The organism is Pseudomonas sp. 22490, assembly GCF_052044465.1.
In the GTDB taxonomy this organism is placed as follows: Bacteria; Pseudomonadota; Gammaproteobacteria; order Pseudomonadales; family Pseudomonadaceae; genus Pseudomonas; species Pseudomonas aeruginosa.
The window spans coordinates 215,833-231,184 of sequence record NZ_JBQENS010000006.1 but is presented as its reverse complement, the minus strand read 5'-3'; the positions used below and the strand labels follow the sequence as shown (position 1 = coordinate 231,184).

Here is a 15,352-nt window from a genome sequence, read left to right as displayed (position 1 = left end):
GCCCCGCGCTCAGGCGCGGCGGTCGTCCCAGATGCCCGGCTCGAGCTTCTGCTGGACTTCCGGGAACTGGCTGGCGTCGAAGGTCGGCAGCTTGCCGGCCTTGCGCTGGGCGTTGTAGTCCTTGGCCAGCTTGATCGCGAGGTTGGACAGCAGCAGGATGGCGATCAGGTTGGTGATCGCCATCAGGCCCATCGACACGTCGGCAAGGTTCCAGACGAACGGCAGCGAAGCCAGCGCGCCGAACATCACCATCGCCAGCACGATCAGGCGGAAGATCAACAGGCCCGCCAGGTGGTTGTGCTCGAGGAATACCAGGCAGTTCTCGGCATAGAAGTAGTTGGCGACGATCGAGGTGAAGGCGAAGAACAGGATGATCACCGCCAGGAAATAGCGGCCCCAATCGCCGACCTGGCTGGTCAGGGCATTCTGCACCAGCATGATGCCCTCGCCTTCCTGCGGTCCGGCCAGCAGGATGATGGCGGCGGAAGCGGTACAGATCAGCAGGGTATCGATGAACACGCCGGCCATCTGCACGTAGCCCTGGGACGCCGGGTGCGGCGGATAGGGCGTGGCCGAGGCGGCGGCGTTGGGCGCCGAGCCCATGCCTGCTTCGTTGGAGAACAGGCCGCGCTTGAAGCCGTTGAGGATCGCCGCGCCGATGCCGCCGGCGGCGGCCTCGTGCCAGCCGAAGGCACTCTTCACCACCATCGCCAGGACGCCCGGCAGTTCGCTGAGGTTGAACAGGATGATGCCCACCGCCAGCAGCAGGTAGGCCACCGCCATGAAGGGTACCGCCAGTTCGGAGAAGCGCGCGATGGAACGCAGGCCGCCGAAGATGATCAACGCGGTGAGGATCACCACGGCGATGCCGCTGATCCAGGTCGGCACGCCGAAGGCGCCCTGCATGGCACCGGTGATGGTATTGGCCTGCACCGAGTTGAAGACGAAACCGAAGGCGATGATCAGGAAGATCGAGAACAGGATGCCCATCCAGCGCGCGCCCAGGCCCTTCTCCATGTAGTAGGCCGGGCCGCCACGGAACTGGCCCTTGTCGTCGCGAATCTTGAACAACTGGGCCAGGGTCGCCTCGACGAAGCCGGTCGCCATCCCCACCAGGGCGATCGCCCACATCCAGAACACTGCGCCGGGACCGCCGAGCGTGATCGCTACCGCCACGCCGGCGACGTTGCCGGTACCGACCCGCGCCGCCAGAGAGGTGCAGAGCGCCTGGAACGAGGAGATTCCCGAGTCGTCCGACTGGCGGCTGCCCTTGAGCACGCTGAAGGTATGACCGAAGTGGCGGAACTGGATCAGCCCCAGGCGCACGGTGAAGTACAGGCCGCAACCGACCAGCAGCCAGATGAGGATCTTGCCCCAGATAAGGCCGTTGAGCAGGTCGACGACCTGAGTGGCGAATTCTTGCATGGATAACTCCCCTGTTCCGCTTGTGGCGGATTGTTGTCAGCCGACCTCCCGGGTAGAAGGCCGCGTGTTTCGGACACACACGGAATGACGTGCGAGCCGAAGGAAATTTCGCTGTGAATGGCACTTGGCAGGAAGGGGCAGGACTTTCCGCTATTGACGTCGCTCGCCGCTTGTCACCAGGCGACAGATACGGTCAGTCACGCGACATCCGTTCAATTATTGAACAGAGACGTCCAGCAATTCGCGAACCGGCGCAAACGAGCGTCGATGGATCGGCGTCGGGCCGAGGCGGGAAAGCGCCTCGAGATGGACCGCGGTCGGATATCCCTTGTGCCCGGCCATGCCATAGCCCGGATAGACCCGGTCCAGCTCGACCATTTCCCGGTCGCGACTGACCTTGGCCAGGATCGACGCCGCAGCGATCGCCGGCACCTGGCTGTCGCCCTTGACCACCGGCGCGCAGGGCACCGCCAGTTTCGGACAACGATTGCCGTCGATCAGGGCCAGCCGCGGAGTCACGCTGAGGCCTTCGACCGCGCGCTGCATGGCGAGCATGGTGGCATGCAGAATGTTCAGCCGGTCGATCTCCTCGACCTCGGCGCGGGCGATGCACCAGGCCAGGGCCTTCTCGCGGATCTCTTCGAACAGCGCCTCGCGGCGGGCTTCGCTGAGCTTCTTCGAGTCGTTCAGGCCGAGGATCGGGCGGCTCGGGTCGAGAATCACCGCGGCGGTGACCACCGGGCCGCACAACGGACCGCGACCGACCTCGTCGACGCCCGCGACCAGATCCTCCACCAGATTGAAATCCAGACCCAGTTGCATCAGCGGCGCTCCACCAGTTGCAGGACGGCTTCCGCCGCCTGTGCCGAGGCATCCTGGCGCAAGGCCCGATGGATGGCATCGAAGAATTCCACCTGCTGCGAGCCGTCGTCCAGCAGCGGCGAGAGGGTTGCGGCTAGCGCTTGCGGGGTGGCGGCGTCCTGGATCAGTTCCGGCACCAACAGGCGTCCGGCCAACAGGTTCGGCAGGGAGATGTAAGGGCTTTTCACCAGGCGCTTGAGAATCCGGTACGTCAGCCCGGCGACCCGATAAGCCACCACCATGGGCCGCTTGTAGAGCAGCGCCTCGAGGGTCGCGGTACCGGAGGCGATCAGCACCGCATCGCAGGCGGCAAGCGCTTCATGGGAAGCGCCGTCGAGCAGCGTCAGCGGCAGAGGCTCGCGGCCCTGGAGCATCTGCTCGATCTGTTCGCGCCGTGCAGCGCTGGCGCAGGGCAGCACGAAACGCAGGCCCGGCCGTTCGACGAGCAGGCGCTGGGCGGTGTCGAGGAACAAGGCGCCGAGCTTGCCGACCTCGCCGCCGCGACTGCCCGGCATCAGCGCCAGCACCTGTCCGTCCGCCGGCAATCCGAGCCGCGCGCGGGCCGCAGCGCGATCCGCCTGCAGGGGAATGGTGTTGGCCAGGGGGTGGCCGACGAAACGCACAGGCACCCCATGCTCTTCGTAGAAACGTGCTTCGAAGGGGAACAATGCCAGCATCAGGTCGCAGGCTTCGCGAATCTTCAGCACCCGCTTCTGCCGCCAGGCCCATACCGAAGGGCTGACGTAATGCACGGTGCGCAGGCCAGCCTGGCGCAGCTTGTGTTCGACGCCGAGGGTGAAGTCGGGAGCGTCGATGCCGATCATCACATCCGGCCGGGCCTCGATGAGCGTGCGGATCAGGCGCTTGCGCCGTCGCAACAACTCCGGCAGCCTGCCCAGCACTTCGACCAGGCCCATCACCGACAGGCGCTCCATGGGGAAATAGCTGGACAGCCCTTCGGCCTCCATGCGCGGCCCACCGACGCCGATGAACTCGATATCCGGGTGCCGCGCCCGCAGCGCCTGCATCAGTCCGGACCCGAGGATGTCGCCGGAGGCCTCGCCGGCGACCAGGGCTACGCGTAATCCGTCAGCCATGGCTCAGCGGGTGATGCCGCGGGTTGCGCTCTGGATGGAATCACGGAACACCGCGACCTCGGGGAACTGGGCAGCGCTTTCGGCCAGCTCGGCCAGGGCTTCCTCGACGGTATGTCCCTGGCGATAGACCACCTTGTAGGCACGCCGCAGGGCATGGATGGCCTCGCTGCTGAAGCCGCGCCGACGCATGCCTTCGAAGTTCATGCTGCGGGCTTCGGCCGGGTTGCCGAAGACCGTCACGTAGGCCGGGACGTCCTTGCCGATGGCGCTGCCCATGCCGGAAAAGCTGTGCGCGCCGATCCGGCAGTACTGGTGCACCAGGGTGTAGCCGGACAGGATCGCCCAGTCGTCCACGTGGACATGCCCGGCCAGCGCCGTGTTGTTCACCAGGATGCAATGGTTGCCGATCACGCTGTCATGGCCGATGTGCGCATAGGCCATGATCAGGTTGTGGTCGCCAATGGTGGTTTCCGCGCGATCCTGGACGGTTCCGCGATGGATGGTCACGCCTTCGCGGATCACGTTGTGGTCACCGATCACCAGGCGCGTCGGCTCGCCCTTGTATTTCAGGTCGGGAGTGTCCTCGCCGACGCTGGAAAACTGGTAGATGCGGTTGTGCTTGCCGATCTTCGTGGGGCCCTTGAGCACCACGTGCGGACCGATCACCGTCCCTTCACCGATCTCCACTTCCGCCCCGACGATGGACCACGGGCCCACCTGGACGTCAGCCGCCAGCCTGGCGCTCGGATCGATGATGGCGCGAGGATCGATCAAACTCATAGTTTGCGTTCCGCACAGATGATTTCAGCCGAGCATACCGGCTTGTCGTCGACGGTAGCGTGGCAGTCGAATTTCCAGATGCTGCGCTTCACGCTGATGAACTTGGCGTGCAGTTGCAGTTGGTCGCCCGGCAGGACCGGCTGGCGGAAGCGCAGCTTGTCCGAACCGACGAAGTAGTAAAGGGTGCCGTCGGCGGGCTTCACGTCGAGCATCTTGAAACCGAGGATACCGGCCGCCTGGGCCATCGCCTCGATGATCAGCACGCCCGGCATGATCGGGTGCTCGGGGAAATGTCCGTTGAAGAACGGCTCATTGATACTGACATTCTTGTAGGCGCGAATGCGCTTGCCCTCGATGTCCAGCTCTACCACCCGATCCACCAGCAGGAAAGGATAGCGATGAGGCAGGTATTCGCGAATCTCGTTGATGTCCATCATGTTAGGGGGAGCCTGTTCAGAAAAGGGTGACGCAAAAAACGTCAATTACGCATCAGATGAAGCGTCACCGCTTGAGGTCACGGCAGCCAGGCGTTTTTCCAGCTGCTGAAGTCGACGCGCCATGTCGTCCAGTTGACGAATGCGCGCGGCGCTTTTTTTCCATTCGGCCGCCGGTTGCATGGCGGTACCGGAGGAATACGATCCCGGCTCGGTGATCGAGCGGGTCACCATGGTCATGCCGGTCACGAAAACGTTGTCGCAGATCTCGATATGGCCGACCAGGCCAACGCCGCCGGCGAGCATGCAATGCCTGCCGATCTTGGCGCTGCCGGAAATGCCGACGCAAGCGGCCATGGCGGTATGATCGCCGATCTGCACGTTGTGCGCGATCATGATCTGGTTGTCCAGCTTCACACCGTTGCCGATCAGCGTATCGGACAGTGCTCCACGGTCGATGGTGGTGTTCGCGCCGATCTCGACGTCGTCACCGATGGTCACCCCGCCGATCTGGGCGATCTTCTGCCAGACGCCCTTCTCGTTGGCGAAACCGAAACCTTCGCCGCCGATCACCGCGCCCGACTGGATACTCACCCGCGCGCCGATGGTGACGTCGTGGTAGAGCGTGACCCGCGGCGCCAGCCAGCCGCCTTCGCCGATCACGCTACGGGCTCCGATCACGCAGTGCGCGCCGATGCTGACGCCAGCGCCGATGCGGGCGCCACTCTCGATCACCGCATAGGCGCCGACGCTGGCGCTCGGATCGACCTCGGCGTCCGCCGCGACGATGGCGGTAGGATGGATACCGGCGGCCGCCTTCGGTTTGCGATCGAACAGGTGCGACAGGCTGGCATAGGCCAGGTAGGGATTGGCCACCACCAGCGCGGTACCGGCGAACCCGTCGGCGTCGGCAGCCGTCAGCAGGACGGCGCCGGCACGGCTTTCGGGCAGGTACTTGCGATACTGCGGGTTGGCCAGGAAGCTCAGCTGAGCCGGTCCGGCCTCCTGCAAGGTCGCCAGGCCCTGGATCGGCAGGTCCGCGTCGCCACGGAGTTCCGCGCCGACATGCGCGGCCAGCTGGCCCAGGGTGTAGGACAAGGTACTCATCATCAACGCAGCTGGTTCATCCGCTCGATCACCTGGCGGGTGATGTCGTATTGCGGCTTGACGTCGACCACGGCGCCACGTTCGATGACCATGTCGTAACCACCTTTCTTGATGGTCTCCTCGACGGCCTGGTCCAGCTTCGGCTTGAGCTTCTTCAGCATGTCGCGGTCGGCGGCGGCCTTCGACTCGTTCAGTTCCTTGGACTGGAACTGGAAGTCACGGGCCTTCTGCTTGAAGTCCAGCTCGGCCTTCTCGCGGTCGCCCTGGGACATCTTGCTGCCGTTGGAAACCAGCTTGTCCTGCAGCGCCTTGGCGTCGCGCTCGAGGTTCTTCAGCTTGTTCAGCTGGGGGCCGAACTTCTTCTCGGCATCCACGGCGTATTGCTTGGCGGCATCGGACTCGAGCAGCGCCATCTGGTAGTTGAGCACCGCGATCTTCATTTCAGCGAACGCCGAAGGAGCCGCCATGATGGCTGCGGTGATCAGGACGAACTGGGTGAACTTACGCACGATGCACTCCTGCACAAAGCATGGTTTCGTTACTCGGTACTACGTACAAATCAGAAGGTCTGGCCCAGGGAGAACTGGAAGACCTGGGTTTCCGCGTTGTCCGGCTTCTTGATCGGCGTCGCCAGGCTGAAGCTCAGCGGGCCCAGCGCGGTGATCCAGGTCAGGCCGACGCCCACGGAACTGGCGAGGTTGTCGGTCTTGATGCCGTCGCAGTTGGTGGTGGTCTTGGTCGGGCAGTCGGTATCGAAGGTGCTACCCACGTCCCAGAACAGCACGGTACGCAACTGGCGCTGGTCCTTGACGAACGGCAGCGGGAACAGCAGCTCGGCGCCGCCGGTGATCAGGATGTTACCACCGAAGGCTTCGGGATCCTGGTCCGGGTCGGTGTAGCGACCTTTGCTGTCAGGGCCAACGATCTGGTTACCGTTGCCATCACGCGCAACTGATGGCGTGCTGCGCGGCCCCAGCGTGCTGTCCTTGAAGCCTCGCACCGAGTTGAAGCCGCCGGCGTAGTAGTTCTCGTAGAACGGCAGGCGCTCGGTGGATCCGTAGCCGTCGCCATAGCCCAACTCGGTGTGGAAGCGCATGGTGTAGTTGTCGGTCAGCGGGGCGAAGACCTGCCCGCGGTAGTCGATCTTGTAGAACGACAGGTCGCTGCCCGGCAGGGTGGTTTCCAGGGTCAGGCTCTGCGAGTGACCACGGGTGGCCAGCACGCCCTTGTTCAGGGTCGATTCGGACCAGCCGATGGAAGCCTTGAAGTTGGTGAAGTTGTCGCCTTCCTTGTCGAGGAAGTCGTAGATCTCGTCCACGGTGTAGCGGCCGGTGTCGATCTGGTCGCGCTGCACGCTCAGGCCATAGGTCAGGCGCGAGGTCTCGCTGATCGGGTAGCCGATGCTCATGCCGGCGCCCAGGCTGTTCACCGAGTAGCTGGCGACGTCGACGTCGAGCTCGTCGTAGTCGGTCTTCCGATAGAAGGCGTTGTAGCCGAGGCTGACGCCGTCGACGGTCCAGTAGGGGTCGACGAAGCCGAAGTTGTAGCGGGTCTGGTATTCGCTGCGGGTCAGGCCGATGCTGACCTTGTTGCCGGTACCCAGGAAGTTGTTCTGGCTGATCGAGCCACCGAGGATCAGGCCGGCGCTCTGGGCGAAGCCGACGCTGGCGGTGATCGAGCCGGAGGGTTGCTCTTCGACGCTGTAGTTGACGTCGACCTGGTCGTCGGTGCCGGGAACCGCCGGGGTCTCGACGTTGACTTCCTTGAAGTAGCCGAGGCGCTCCAGACGGGCCTTGGACTGGTCGATCAGGTAGGTGGAGGCCCAGCCGCCTTCCATCTGGCGCATTTCGCGGCGCAGCACTTCGTCTTCGGTCTTGGTGTTGCCGCGGAAGTTGATGCGGTTGACGTAGGCGCGCTTGCCCGGGTCGACGACGAAGGTCACCGAGACGGTCTTGTCGTCGTCATGGGCTTCCGGCACGCCGTTGACGTTGGCGAAGGTGTAGCCCTCGTTGCCCAGGCGACGGGTGATCAGGTCGGAGGTGGTGGTCATCACCTTGCGCGAGAACACCTGGCCCTTCTGTACCAGCAGCAGGCGCTTCACTTCCTCTTCCGGCACCTTCAGGTCGCCGGTCAGCTTCACGTCGCGGATGGTGTACTTCTCACCCTCGTTGATGTTGACGGTGATGTAGACGTGCTTCTTGTCCGGGGTGATGGATACCTGGGTGGAGGCGATATCCATGTTGATGTAGCCGCGGTCCAGGTAATAGGAGCGCAGGCGCTCGAGGTCGCCGGAGAGCTTTTCGCGGGCGTACTTGTCGTCGTTCTTGAAGAACGACAGCCAGTTGGTGGTCTTCAGTTCGAACAGGTCGGTCAGGTCTTCTTCGGAGAAGACGGTGTTGCCCACCACGTTGATGTGGGAAATCGCGGCGACCGTGCCTTCGTTGATGTTGATCTTCAGCGCGACGCGGTTGCGCGGCTGCGGGATCACTTCCGCGTTGATCTCGGCCGAGTAGCGGCCCTGGGCCACGTACTGGCGTTGCAGCTCGTTGCGCACGCCTTCGAGGGTGGCGCGCTGGAAGATCTCGCCCTCGGCCAGGCCGGACTGTTTCAGGCCCTTGAGCAGGTCTTCCTTGGAAATCGCCTTGTTGCCCTCGATCTCGATGCTGGAGATCGACGGGCGCTCGACTACAGTGACTACCAGCACGTTGCCATCGCGGCCGAGCTGGATGTCCTGGAAGAAACCGGTCTTGAACAGGGAGCGGGTGGCCTGGACCAGGGCCTGGTCGTCGATGGTCTCGCCGACGTTCAGCGGCAGGGCGGCGAACACGCTACCGGCGGACACGCGCTGCAGGCCATTGACCCGGATATCGGAAACAGTGAAGGACTCGGCGTGAACCTCGGCGATCATCAGCGCTGACAGCAGCGCGGGTAGCAGAAAGCGTTTCATGGAGTCCTTTTTTTCCAACTGACAAATAGAGAATCTGCCGCAAAGGGCGGCAGATTCGAATTCAACATGACTACAGACGACTCAGATCGTTGACCAGAGCGAGCAACATCACGCCAACGACCAGACTGATGCCGATCTGCATCCCCCAAGCCTGTACCCGTTCGGATAATGGGCGCCCGCGCACCCACTCAACCAGATAGAACAGCAGATGCCCGCCATCGAGGACAGGGATCGGCAGCAGGTTGAGAACCCCCAAGCTAATGCTCAGATAGGCCAGGAAATTGAGAAAATCCCCCACGCCAGACTGGGCTGAAGCGCCCGCCACTTTAGCAATGGTTATCGGCCCGCTCAAGTTTTTTACCGAGAGCTCGCCGAGCAACATTTTCTTTATGGAGTCGAGCGTTAGCAGGCTCATGGTCCAGGTTCGGGAAAGCGCCTGACCCACCGCCTCCAGCGGTCCGTAGCTCACTTCGCGGAGCATTTCCGCCGGCCATTCGGTACCGGCGACCCCCGCCCCCATGTAGCCGCTCCGGGCCTTGCCCTCGCCGCGCACCGCCAGCTCCAGGGCAACATCCAGCACTTCGCCGTCGCGCAGCACCTTGAGCTGGACGCGCTGCCCGGGACGGGCACGGACGCTGTCCACCACCTGCTGCCAGTCGTCGACGGCGATGCCATCGATGCTCTGCAAGCGGTCGCCGAGCTTCAGCCCGGCGGCCTGCGCCGGCCCCTTGGGGTCGAGTTCGGCCAGCACCGGCGGCAAGGCCGGCCGCCAGGGCCGGATGCCCAGCGAGGCGATGGGATCGGGATTGTCCTCGCCCTTCAGCCAGCCATCCAGACGCACCTGGTGGGTGGAATCGACATTCGAGCCCTTTTCCTGCACCCGCACTTCCAGCGTACCGCTCTCGCCGAGACGGCGAACCAGCTGCAGGTTGACCCCGTTCCAGCCGGTGACGGGCTCGCCATCCACCGCCAGCAGCTCCTGCCCGGCCTCCAGGCCGGCCTGGGCGGCCAGGCTCTCCGGCGCCACGGAACCGATGACCGGGCGTACCTGCTGGCTACCGAGCAGGGCGACGACCCAGAAGAACAGAATCGCCAGTAGGAAATTGGCGATGGGACCAGCCGCGACGATGGCGATCCGCTGACGGACCGTCTTGCGATTGAAGGACTGTTCGAGCAGATGGGCCGGTACTTCCGCCTCGCGCTCGTCGAGCATCTTGACGTAGCCGCCCAGCGGAATGGCCGCCACCACGAACTCGGTGCCGTGCCGGTCGTGCCAGCGCACCAGCGGCGTGCCGAAGCCGACGGAGAAGCGCAGGACCTTCACCCCGCAGCGTCGCGCGACCCAGAAGTGGCCGAATTCGTGGAACGTCACCAGCACACCCAGGGCTACCAGGGTGCCGACGATCATGTAAAGCGCACTCATCTCCTACCTCCAGGCCGTCCGAAGACTAGCCGGCGTGCCGGGTCAACCATTGCCCGGCGACCGAACGCGCGCGGCGATCGGCAGCCAGGACCTGATCGAGCGATTCGACTGCGGTCACCGCCTCGCGGTTCAGCACGTCCTCGATGATAACCGCGATGTCGCTGAAGCGGATGTGCCGCTCGAGAAATGCGGCCACGGCCACCTCGTTCGCGGCATTCAGCATGGCCGGGGCGCTGCCGCCGGTTTCCGCGGCCTGGCTCGCCAGGCGCAGGCAGGGGAAGCGCTGCTCGTCGGGGCGCTGGAAATCCAGGCGACCGACGGCGAACATATCCAGCGGCGAAACGCCGGAATCGATTCGCTCCGGCCAGGCCATGGCATAGGAAATCGGCGTGCGCATGTCCGGATTGCCGAGCTGGGCGATCACCGAACCGTCGACGTAGTCCACCATCGAGTGGATCACGCTCTGCGGGTGGATCACCACCTCGACCTGGCTCGGCTGGGCGTCGAACAGCCAGCACGCCTCGATCAGTTCGAGCCCCTTGTTCATCATGCTGGCGGAATCGACGGAAATCTTCCGCCCCATCGACCAGTTCGGGTGCGCACAAGCCTGCTCCGGCGTCACCGAAGCGAGCTGCTCCAGCGGCGTCTCACGGAACGGGCCGCCGGAGGCGGTCAAGAGGATCCGACGCACGCCGACCCGCTCCAGGCCATCGGCATAATTGCGCGGCAGCGACTGGAAGATCGCGTTGTGCTCGCTGTCGATCGGCAGGAGCACCGCGCCGCTGCGCTTGACCGCCTGCATGAACAGCGCGCCGGACATCACCAGCGCCTCCTTGTTGGCCAGCAGTACGCGCTTGCCGGCCTCGACGGCCGCCAGGGTCGACGGCAGCCCGGCGGCGCCGACGATGGCCGCCATTACCATGTCCACTTCGGGCGCGCTGGCCACTTCGCACAACGCCTGCTCGCCGAACAGCACCCGGGTGCGGACACCCGCCGCGGCGAGCGAGCCCTGCAAGGCAATCGCCGCGGCCTGCTCCGGCACCACCGCATAGACGGGGCGGTGCCTGAGGCACAGCGCCTCGAGTTCGGCCAGGCGGCTGAAGCCAGTCAGGGCGAAGGCTTCGTAACGATCGGGATGACGCTGGACGACGTCCAGGGTGCTCAGGCCGATCGAGCCGGTCGCGCCGAGCACGCTGATCCGCTGCAGTCGACTCATGGCGCACCCCAGCCGGCGGCCCAGAGCAGGGCCGCGAACACCGGGATGGCTGCCGTCAGGCTGTCGATGCGATCCAGCACGCCACCGTGGCCGGGCAGCAGGTTGCTGCTGTCCTTGATTCCGGATTGGCGCTTGAACATGCTTTCGGTAAGGTCGCCGACGATCGAGACGAACACCACCAGCGCCGCGCCGAGCAGGGCCAGGAGCAGCGCGCCGAGGGACCAGCCGCGGTAGAGGCCGACCGCCAGGGTGATCGCCAGGCTGGCCGCCAGGCCGCCGTAAACGCCTTCCCAGCTCTTGCCGGGGCTGACCCGCGGCGCCAGCTTGCGCTTGCCGAAGGCCTTGCCGGAGAAGTAGGCGCCGATGTCCGCGCCCCAGACCAGCACCATCACGGCGATGATCAGGCCATTGGCCAGCGGCCACTGCTTGAGCAGGACCAGCCCCTGCCAGGCCGGCAACAGGATCAGCAGGCCCATGCCCAGGCGGCGCCAGCGGCCGCCCCAGTAGCCGACGCTTTCCGGGTAGGTGAGCACCAGCACGGTGGCCAGCGTCCACCAGACCAGCGCCAGCAGCAGCACGGCTCCGGCAAGCTGCGGCAGATGGTAGAGAGCGACCATCAGCACGGCGACCGTCGCCGCGTAGGCAACGCGGCCGAACTGCTGTTCATAGCCGGCCAGGCGTGCCCATTCCCAGGCCCCCAGGCTCACCACCGCGCCGATGAACAGGGCGAAGAACGCCCCTTCGAGAAGGAAAAAACCACCCAGCGCGATGGGCAGGAGCACCAGCGCCGTGATGATCCGTTGTTTCAGCATGACGGACGGGCCTCGGCCTCGACTTGCTCGCTGGTCTTGCCGAAGCGGCGCTGGCGCTTGGAGAAATCCGCCAGGGCAGCCCGCATCGCCGCGTGCTTGAAGTCGGGCCAGAACAGGTCGGAGAAATACAGCTCGGCGTAGGCCAGCTGCCAGAGAAGGAAATTGCTGATGCGATGCTCGCCGCCGGTGCGGATGCACAGGTCGGGCAGCGGCTGGTCGCCGGTCACCAGGCAGCCCTGGAGCAGCTCGGCGGAGATATCGTCCGCCGCCAGGTGCCCGCCCTGGACCTCGCGCGCCAGGCGCTGTGCGGCCTGGACGATGTCCCACTGGCCGCCGTAGTTGGCGGCGACCTGGAGGAGGAAACGGGTATTGCCGGCAGTGGCGGCTTCCGCTTCGCGCATGGCCGCCTGCAACTCCGGATGGAAACGCGTGCGATCGCCGATGATGCGCAGGCGGATGCCGTTCTCGTCGAGCTTGCGCACCTCGCGGCGCAGGGCCACGAGAAACAGCTCCATCAGCGCGCTGACTTCGTCCGCCGGACGCTGCCAGTTCTCGCTGGAGAACGCGAACAGGGTGAGGACCTCGACCCCTGCCTCGGCGCAGACCTCGATCACCGCCCTGACGGCATCGACACCGGCCTTGTGGCCGGCGACGCCGGGCAGAAGACGCTTCTTCGCCCAGCGATTGTTACCGTCCATGATAATGGCCACGTGGCGTGGCACGCACACATCCTTCCGGGTCTTTTCCATGACGTCAGCCCGGCCTCAGACAGCCATGAGGTCCGCTTCTTTGGCTTCCAGTGCCTTCTCGATCTCACCGATGAACTTGTCGGTCAGCTTCTGCACGTCGTCGCCGGCGCGGCGCTCTTCGTCCTCGCTGATTTCCTTTTCCTTCTGCAGATCCTTCAACTGGGCCAGCGCATCGCGACGGATGTTGCGCACGGAAACCCGCGCCTGCTCGGCCTCGGCACGCGCCTGCTTGGTGTAGCCCTTGCGGGTCTCCTCGGTCAGGGCCGGCATCGGTACGCGGATGGTGGTGCCGGCGGTGGCCGGGTTGAGCCCCAGGTCGGAGGTCATGATGGCCTTCTCGACCGCCTGGATCATGCTCTTGTCGAACACGGCCAGGGCCAGGGTACGGGAGTCTTCCACGGTGACGTTGGCGACCTGGCGCAGCGGCGTATCGGCCCCGTAATAGGAAACCATCACGCTATCCAGGATGCTCGGATGCGCGCGACCGGTACGAATCTTCGCGAAGGCATGGCCCAGCGCTTCCAGGGTCTTGCCCATGCGCTCCTGCGCTTCCTTCTTGATCTCGTTGATCATTCTCAACCCTCCTCGATCAGGGTGCCTTCGGCACCACCAACAACAATATTCAGCAATGCGCCCGGCTTGTTCATGTTGAACACCCGCAGCGGCATGTTCTGGTCACGGCACAGGCAGATGGCGGTCAGGTCCATCACGCCGAGCTTGCGGTCGAGCACTTCATCATAGGTCAGGCGCTCGAACTTCTCGGCATTCGGGTCCTTGAACGGGTCGGCAGTGTACACGCCATCGACCTTGGTAGCCTTAAGGACCACGTCGGCGTCGATCTCGATGGCGCGCAGGCAAGCCGCCGAGTCGGTGGTGAAGAACGGGTTGCCGGTACCGGCGGAGAAGATCACCACCTCGCCACCGCCGAGGTGGCGCATGGCCTTGCGGCGGTCGTAGTGGTCGGTCACACCGACCATGGAGATCGCCGACATCACCAGCGCGGGGATGTTCGAGCGCTCCAGCGCATCGCGCATCGCCAGGCCGTTCATCACGGTGGCCAGCATCCCCATGTGGTCGCCGGTCACCCGGTCCATGCCGGCCGCGGACAGGGCCGCGCCGCGGAACAGGTTGCCGCCGCCGATGACCAGGCCGACCTGCACGCCGATCCCGACCAACTGGCCGATTTCCAGCGCCATGCGGTCCAGCACCTTGGGATCGATGCCGAACTCCTCCGAGCCCATCAGGGCTTCGCCGCTCAACTTTAGAAGAATGCGTTTATAGCGAGGTTGACGAGCGCTCAGTTGCTGAGCCATGACCTTTTCTCCTGCGGCGATAAAAATACGTGACGGCCGGGCCGTCGTGGGCGGAGACGACTTTGCGCCTGCGTTGCGTGCGAGCCCGCCGAGCGGGCCGGCAACGCGGAAGCTGCCCCGAACGCTTCCCCATTTGACGAAGAGGCCGCACGCATCAGCGGGCAGCCTCTTCCGGGGCGACAGTCGAAACCGTCTTTGTTACTGCTTGGTGGCGGCTACTTGAGCGGCAACTTCGGCAGCGAAGTCCACTTCGGCCTTCTCGATGCCTTCGCCCACTTCGTAACGAACGAAGGAAACGATTTCGGCGCCGGCCTGCTTGGCCAGGTCGCCGACCTTCACTTCCGGGTTCTTCACGAAAGGCTGCTCGACCAGGCTCGCTTCGGCGAGGAACTTGCTGATGCGGCCCTTGACCATGTTCTCGACGATGTTCTCCGGCTTGCCGGCGATCTTGTCGGCGTTCAGCGCCAGGAAGATTTCCTTCTCTTTCGCGATCGCTTCTTCGGAAACTTCCGAAGCGCTCAGGAACTGCGGGTTGCTGGCGGCGACATGCATGGCGATGTCCTTGGCCAGTTCCGGGTTGCCGCCTTTCAGGTTGACCACGACACCGATGCGGTGGCCGTGCAGGTAGGCGCCGACCACGTCGCCCTCGACGCGGGTCAGGCGGCGGATGTTGACGTTCTCGCCGGTCTTGGCGACCAGGGCCAGACGAGCTTCCTCACGTGCTTCGACCAGCGGAGCGGCGTCGGTCAGCTTCTCGTTGAAGGCCTTTTCCAGGCTCTCGGCGACGAAGCCCTTGAAGTCGTCCTGGAGGGCCAGGAAGTCGGTCTGGGAGTTGACTTCGATGATCACGGCGGCCTTGTTGTCGGCAGCGATCTTGACGGCGATCGAGCCTTCGGCGGCAATGTTGCCGGCCTTCTTGGCAGCCTTGATCGCACCGGCAGCGCGCATGTCGTCGATGGCCTTCTCGATGTCGCCGCCAGCGGCGGTCAGCGCCTTCTTGCACTCCATCATGCCCAAGCCGGTACGCTCGCGCAGTTCTTTAACCATGGCTGCAGTAATTTCTGCCATTTCGAAATCCTCTTGAGTGGTAGCTCTCAAAAAACCTTTGTGCCCGGCCTGCCGGACAGAAACTCAAAGGTGGCAAAAAGGGGGCCTAGCCCCCTTCCTGCGCACCGTCGGACGTCTGAA

The 15,352-nt window shown here is 64.5% G+C and carries 15 protein-coding genes; all 15 read right to left on the bottom strand.

Annotated elements, in window-relative coordinates; all coding sequences use genetic code 11:
- Positions 1–9: 9 nt before the first annotated feature.
- The 15 genes from ACTJJX_RS09295 to tsf all read right to left on the bottom strand — a co-directional run bounded on the left by ACTJJX_RS09295 (position 10) and on the right by tsf (position 15,232).
- Positions 10–1,425: an alanine/glycine:cation symporter family protein gene (locus ACTJJX_RS09295; RefSeq protein ID WP_003092370.1), complete on the bottom strand. Its 1,416-nt coding sequence runs from the start codon at positions 1,423–1,425 to the stop codon at positions 10–12.
- Positions 1,426–1,641: 216 nt separating this feature from the next.
- Positions 1,642–2,247: a ribonuclease HII gene (gene rnhB / locus ACTJJX_RS09290; protein WP_003098580.1), complete on the bottom strand. Its 606-nt coding sequence runs from the start codon at positions 2,245–2,247 to the stop codon at positions 1,642–1,644.
- A complete protein-coding gene (gene lpxB, locus ACTJJX_RS09285) occupies positions 2,247–3,383 on the bottom strand; it encodes a lipid-A-disaccharide synthase (protein WP_003113865.1) in 1,137 nt (378 codons plus the stop codon). The genes rnhB and lpxB overlap by 1 nt, the downstream gene beginning before the upstream one ends.
- Positions 3,384–3,386: 3 nt before the next feature.
- Positions 3,387–4,163 (bottom strand): acyl-ACP--UDP-N-acetylglucosamine O-acyltransferase, encoded by a 777-nt coding sequence (gene lpxA, locus ACTJJX_RS09280; RefSeq protein WP_003092373.1) that lies wholly within the window; start codon positions 4,161–4,163, stop codon positions 3,387–3,389.
- Entirely contained in the window at positions 4,160–4,600 is a 441-nt protein-coding gene (gene fabZ / locus ACTJJX_RS09275; RefSeq protein ID WP_003092375.1) for a 3-hydroxyacyl-ACP dehydratase FabZ, read from the bottom strand. The genes lpxA and fabZ overlap by 4 nt, the downstream gene beginning before the upstream one ends.
- 45 nt (positions 4,601–4,645) lie before the next feature.
- Entirely contained in the window at positions 4,646–5,707 is a 1,062-nt protein-coding gene (gene lpxD, locus ACTJJX_RS09270) for a UDP-3-O-(3-hydroxymyristoyl)glucosamine N-acyltransferase (RefSeq protein ID WP_003117487.1), read from the bottom strand.
- The gene (locus tag ACTJJX_RS09265; protein WP_003098586.1) at positions 5,707–6,213 is read right to left on the bottom strand and encodes an OmpH family outer membrane protein; all 507 of its coding nucleotides are present in this window, start codon (positions 6,211–6,213) and stop codon (positions 5,707–5,709) included. The genes lpxD and ACTJJX_RS09265 overlap by 1 nt, the downstream gene beginning before the upstream one ends.
- Positions 6,214–6,263: 50 nt before the next feature.
- Complete coding sequence (bamA, locus tag ACTJJX_RS09260; protein ID WP_004345477.1) at positions 6,264–8,651, bottom strand: outer membrane protein assembly factor BamA; 2,388 nt, start codon at positions 8,649–8,651, stop codon at positions 6,264–6,266.
- 70 nt (positions 8,652–8,721) lie between these two features.
- Positions 8,722–10,074: a sigma E protease regulator RseP gene (gene rseP / locus ACTJJX_RS09255; RefSeq protein ID WP_003098594.1), complete on the bottom strand. Its 1,353-nt coding sequence runs from the start codon at positions 10,072–10,074 to the stop codon at positions 8,722–8,724.
- Positions 10,075–10,099: 25 nt separating this feature from the next.
- The gene (ispC, locus tag ACTJJX_RS09250; RefSeq protein WP_317939819.1) at positions 10,100–11,290 is read right to left on the bottom strand and encodes a 1-deoxy-D-xylulose-5-phosphate reductoisomerase; all 1,191 of its coding nucleotides are present in this window, start codon (positions 11,288–11,290) and stop codon (positions 10,100–10,102) included.
- Positions 11,287–12,102, bottom strand: coding sequence for a phosphatidate cytidylyltransferase (gene cdsA, locus ACTJJX_RS09245; RefSeq protein ID WP_003092388.1), 816 nt, complete (start codon positions 12,100–12,102; stop codon positions 11,287–11,289). Before cdsA ends, ispC begins: the two co-directional genes overlap by 4 nt.
- Complete coding sequence (uppS, locus tag ACTJJX_RS09240; protein WP_003113863.1) at positions 12,096–12,851, bottom strand: polyprenyl diphosphate synthase; 756 nt, start codon at positions 12,849–12,851, stop codon at positions 12,096–12,098. Before uppS ends, cdsA begins: the two co-directional genes overlap by 7 nt.
- Positions 12,852–12,866: 15 nt before the next feature.
- Positions 12,867–13,424 (bottom strand): ribosome recycling factor, encoded by a 558-nt coding sequence (gene frr, locus ACTJJX_RS09235; RefSeq protein WP_003092390.1) that lies wholly within the window; start codon positions 13,422–13,424, stop codon positions 12,867–12,869.
- A gap of 2 nt (positions 13,425–13,426) precedes the next feature.
- A complete protein-coding gene (pyrH, locus tag ACTJJX_RS09230; protein ID WP_003092391.1) occupies positions 13,427–14,164 on the bottom strand; it encodes a UMP kinase in 738 nt (245 codons plus the stop codon).
- A gap of 198 nt (positions 14,165–14,362) precedes the next feature.
- The gene (gene tsf / locus ACTJJX_RS09225) at positions 14,363–15,232 is read right to left on the bottom strand and encodes a translation elongation factor Ts (protein ID WP_003092393.1); all 870 of its coding nucleotides are present in this window, start codon (positions 15,230–15,232) and stop codon (positions 14,363–14,365) included.
- Positions 15,233–15,352: the final 120 nt, after the last annotated feature.

Excerpts from the sequence above, each read along its gene's own strand:
- ACTJJX_RS09295 (WP_003092370.1), bottom strand. The coding sequence starts at position 1,425 with ATGCAAGAATTCGCCACTCAGGTCGTCGACCTGCTCAACGGCCTTATC.
- rnhB (WP_003098580.1), bottom strand. The coding sequence starts at position 2,247 with ATGCAACTGGGTCTGGATTTCAATCTGGTGGAGGATCTGGTCGCGGGC.
- lpxB (WP_003113865.1), bottom strand. The coding sequence starts at position 3,383 with ATGGCTGACGGATTACGCGTAGCCCTGGTCGCCGGCGAGGCCTCCGGC.
- lpxA (WP_003092373.1), bottom strand. The coding sequence starts at position 4,163 with ATGAGTTTGATCGATCCTCGCGCCATCATCGATCCGAGCGCCAGGCTG.
- fabZ (WP_003092375.1), bottom strand. The coding sequence starts at position 4,600 with ATGATGGACATCAACGAGATTCGCGAATACCTGCCTCATCGCTATCCT.
- lpxD (WP_003117487.1), bottom strand. The coding sequence starts at position 5,707 with ATGATGAGTACCTTGTCCTACACCCTGGGCCAGCTGGCCGCGCATGTC.
- bamA (WP_004345477.1), bottom strand. The coding sequence starts at position 8,651 with ATGAAACGCTTTCTGCTACCCGCGCTGCTGTCAGCGCTGATGATCGCC.
- rseP (WP_003098594.1), bottom strand. The coding sequence starts at position 10,074 with ATGAGTGCGCTTTACATGATCGTCGGCACCCTGGTAGCCCTGGGTGTG.
- ispC (WP_317939819.1), bottom strand. The coding sequence starts at position 11,290 with ATGAGTCGACTGCAGCGGATCAGCGTGCTCGGCGCGACCGGCTCGATC.
- cdsA (WP_003092388.1), bottom strand. The coding sequence starts at position 12,102 with ATGCTGAAACAACGGATCATCACGGCGCTGGTGCTCCTGCCCATCGCG.
- uppS (WP_003113863.1), bottom strand. The coding sequence starts at position 12,851 with ATGGAAAAGACCCGGAAGGATGTGTGCGTGCCACGCCACGTGGCCATT.
- frr (WP_003092390.1), bottom strand. The coding sequence starts at position 13,424 with ATGATCAACGAGATCAAGAAGGAAGCGCAGGAGCGCATGGGCAAGACC.
- pyrH (WP_003092391.1), bottom strand. The coding sequence starts at position 14,164 with ATGGCTCAGCAACTGAGCGCTCGTCAACCTCGCTATAAACGCATTCTT.
- tsf (WP_003092393.1), bottom strand. The coding sequence starts at position 15,232 with ATGGCAGAAATTACTGCAGCCATGGTTAAAGAACTGCGCGAGCGTACC.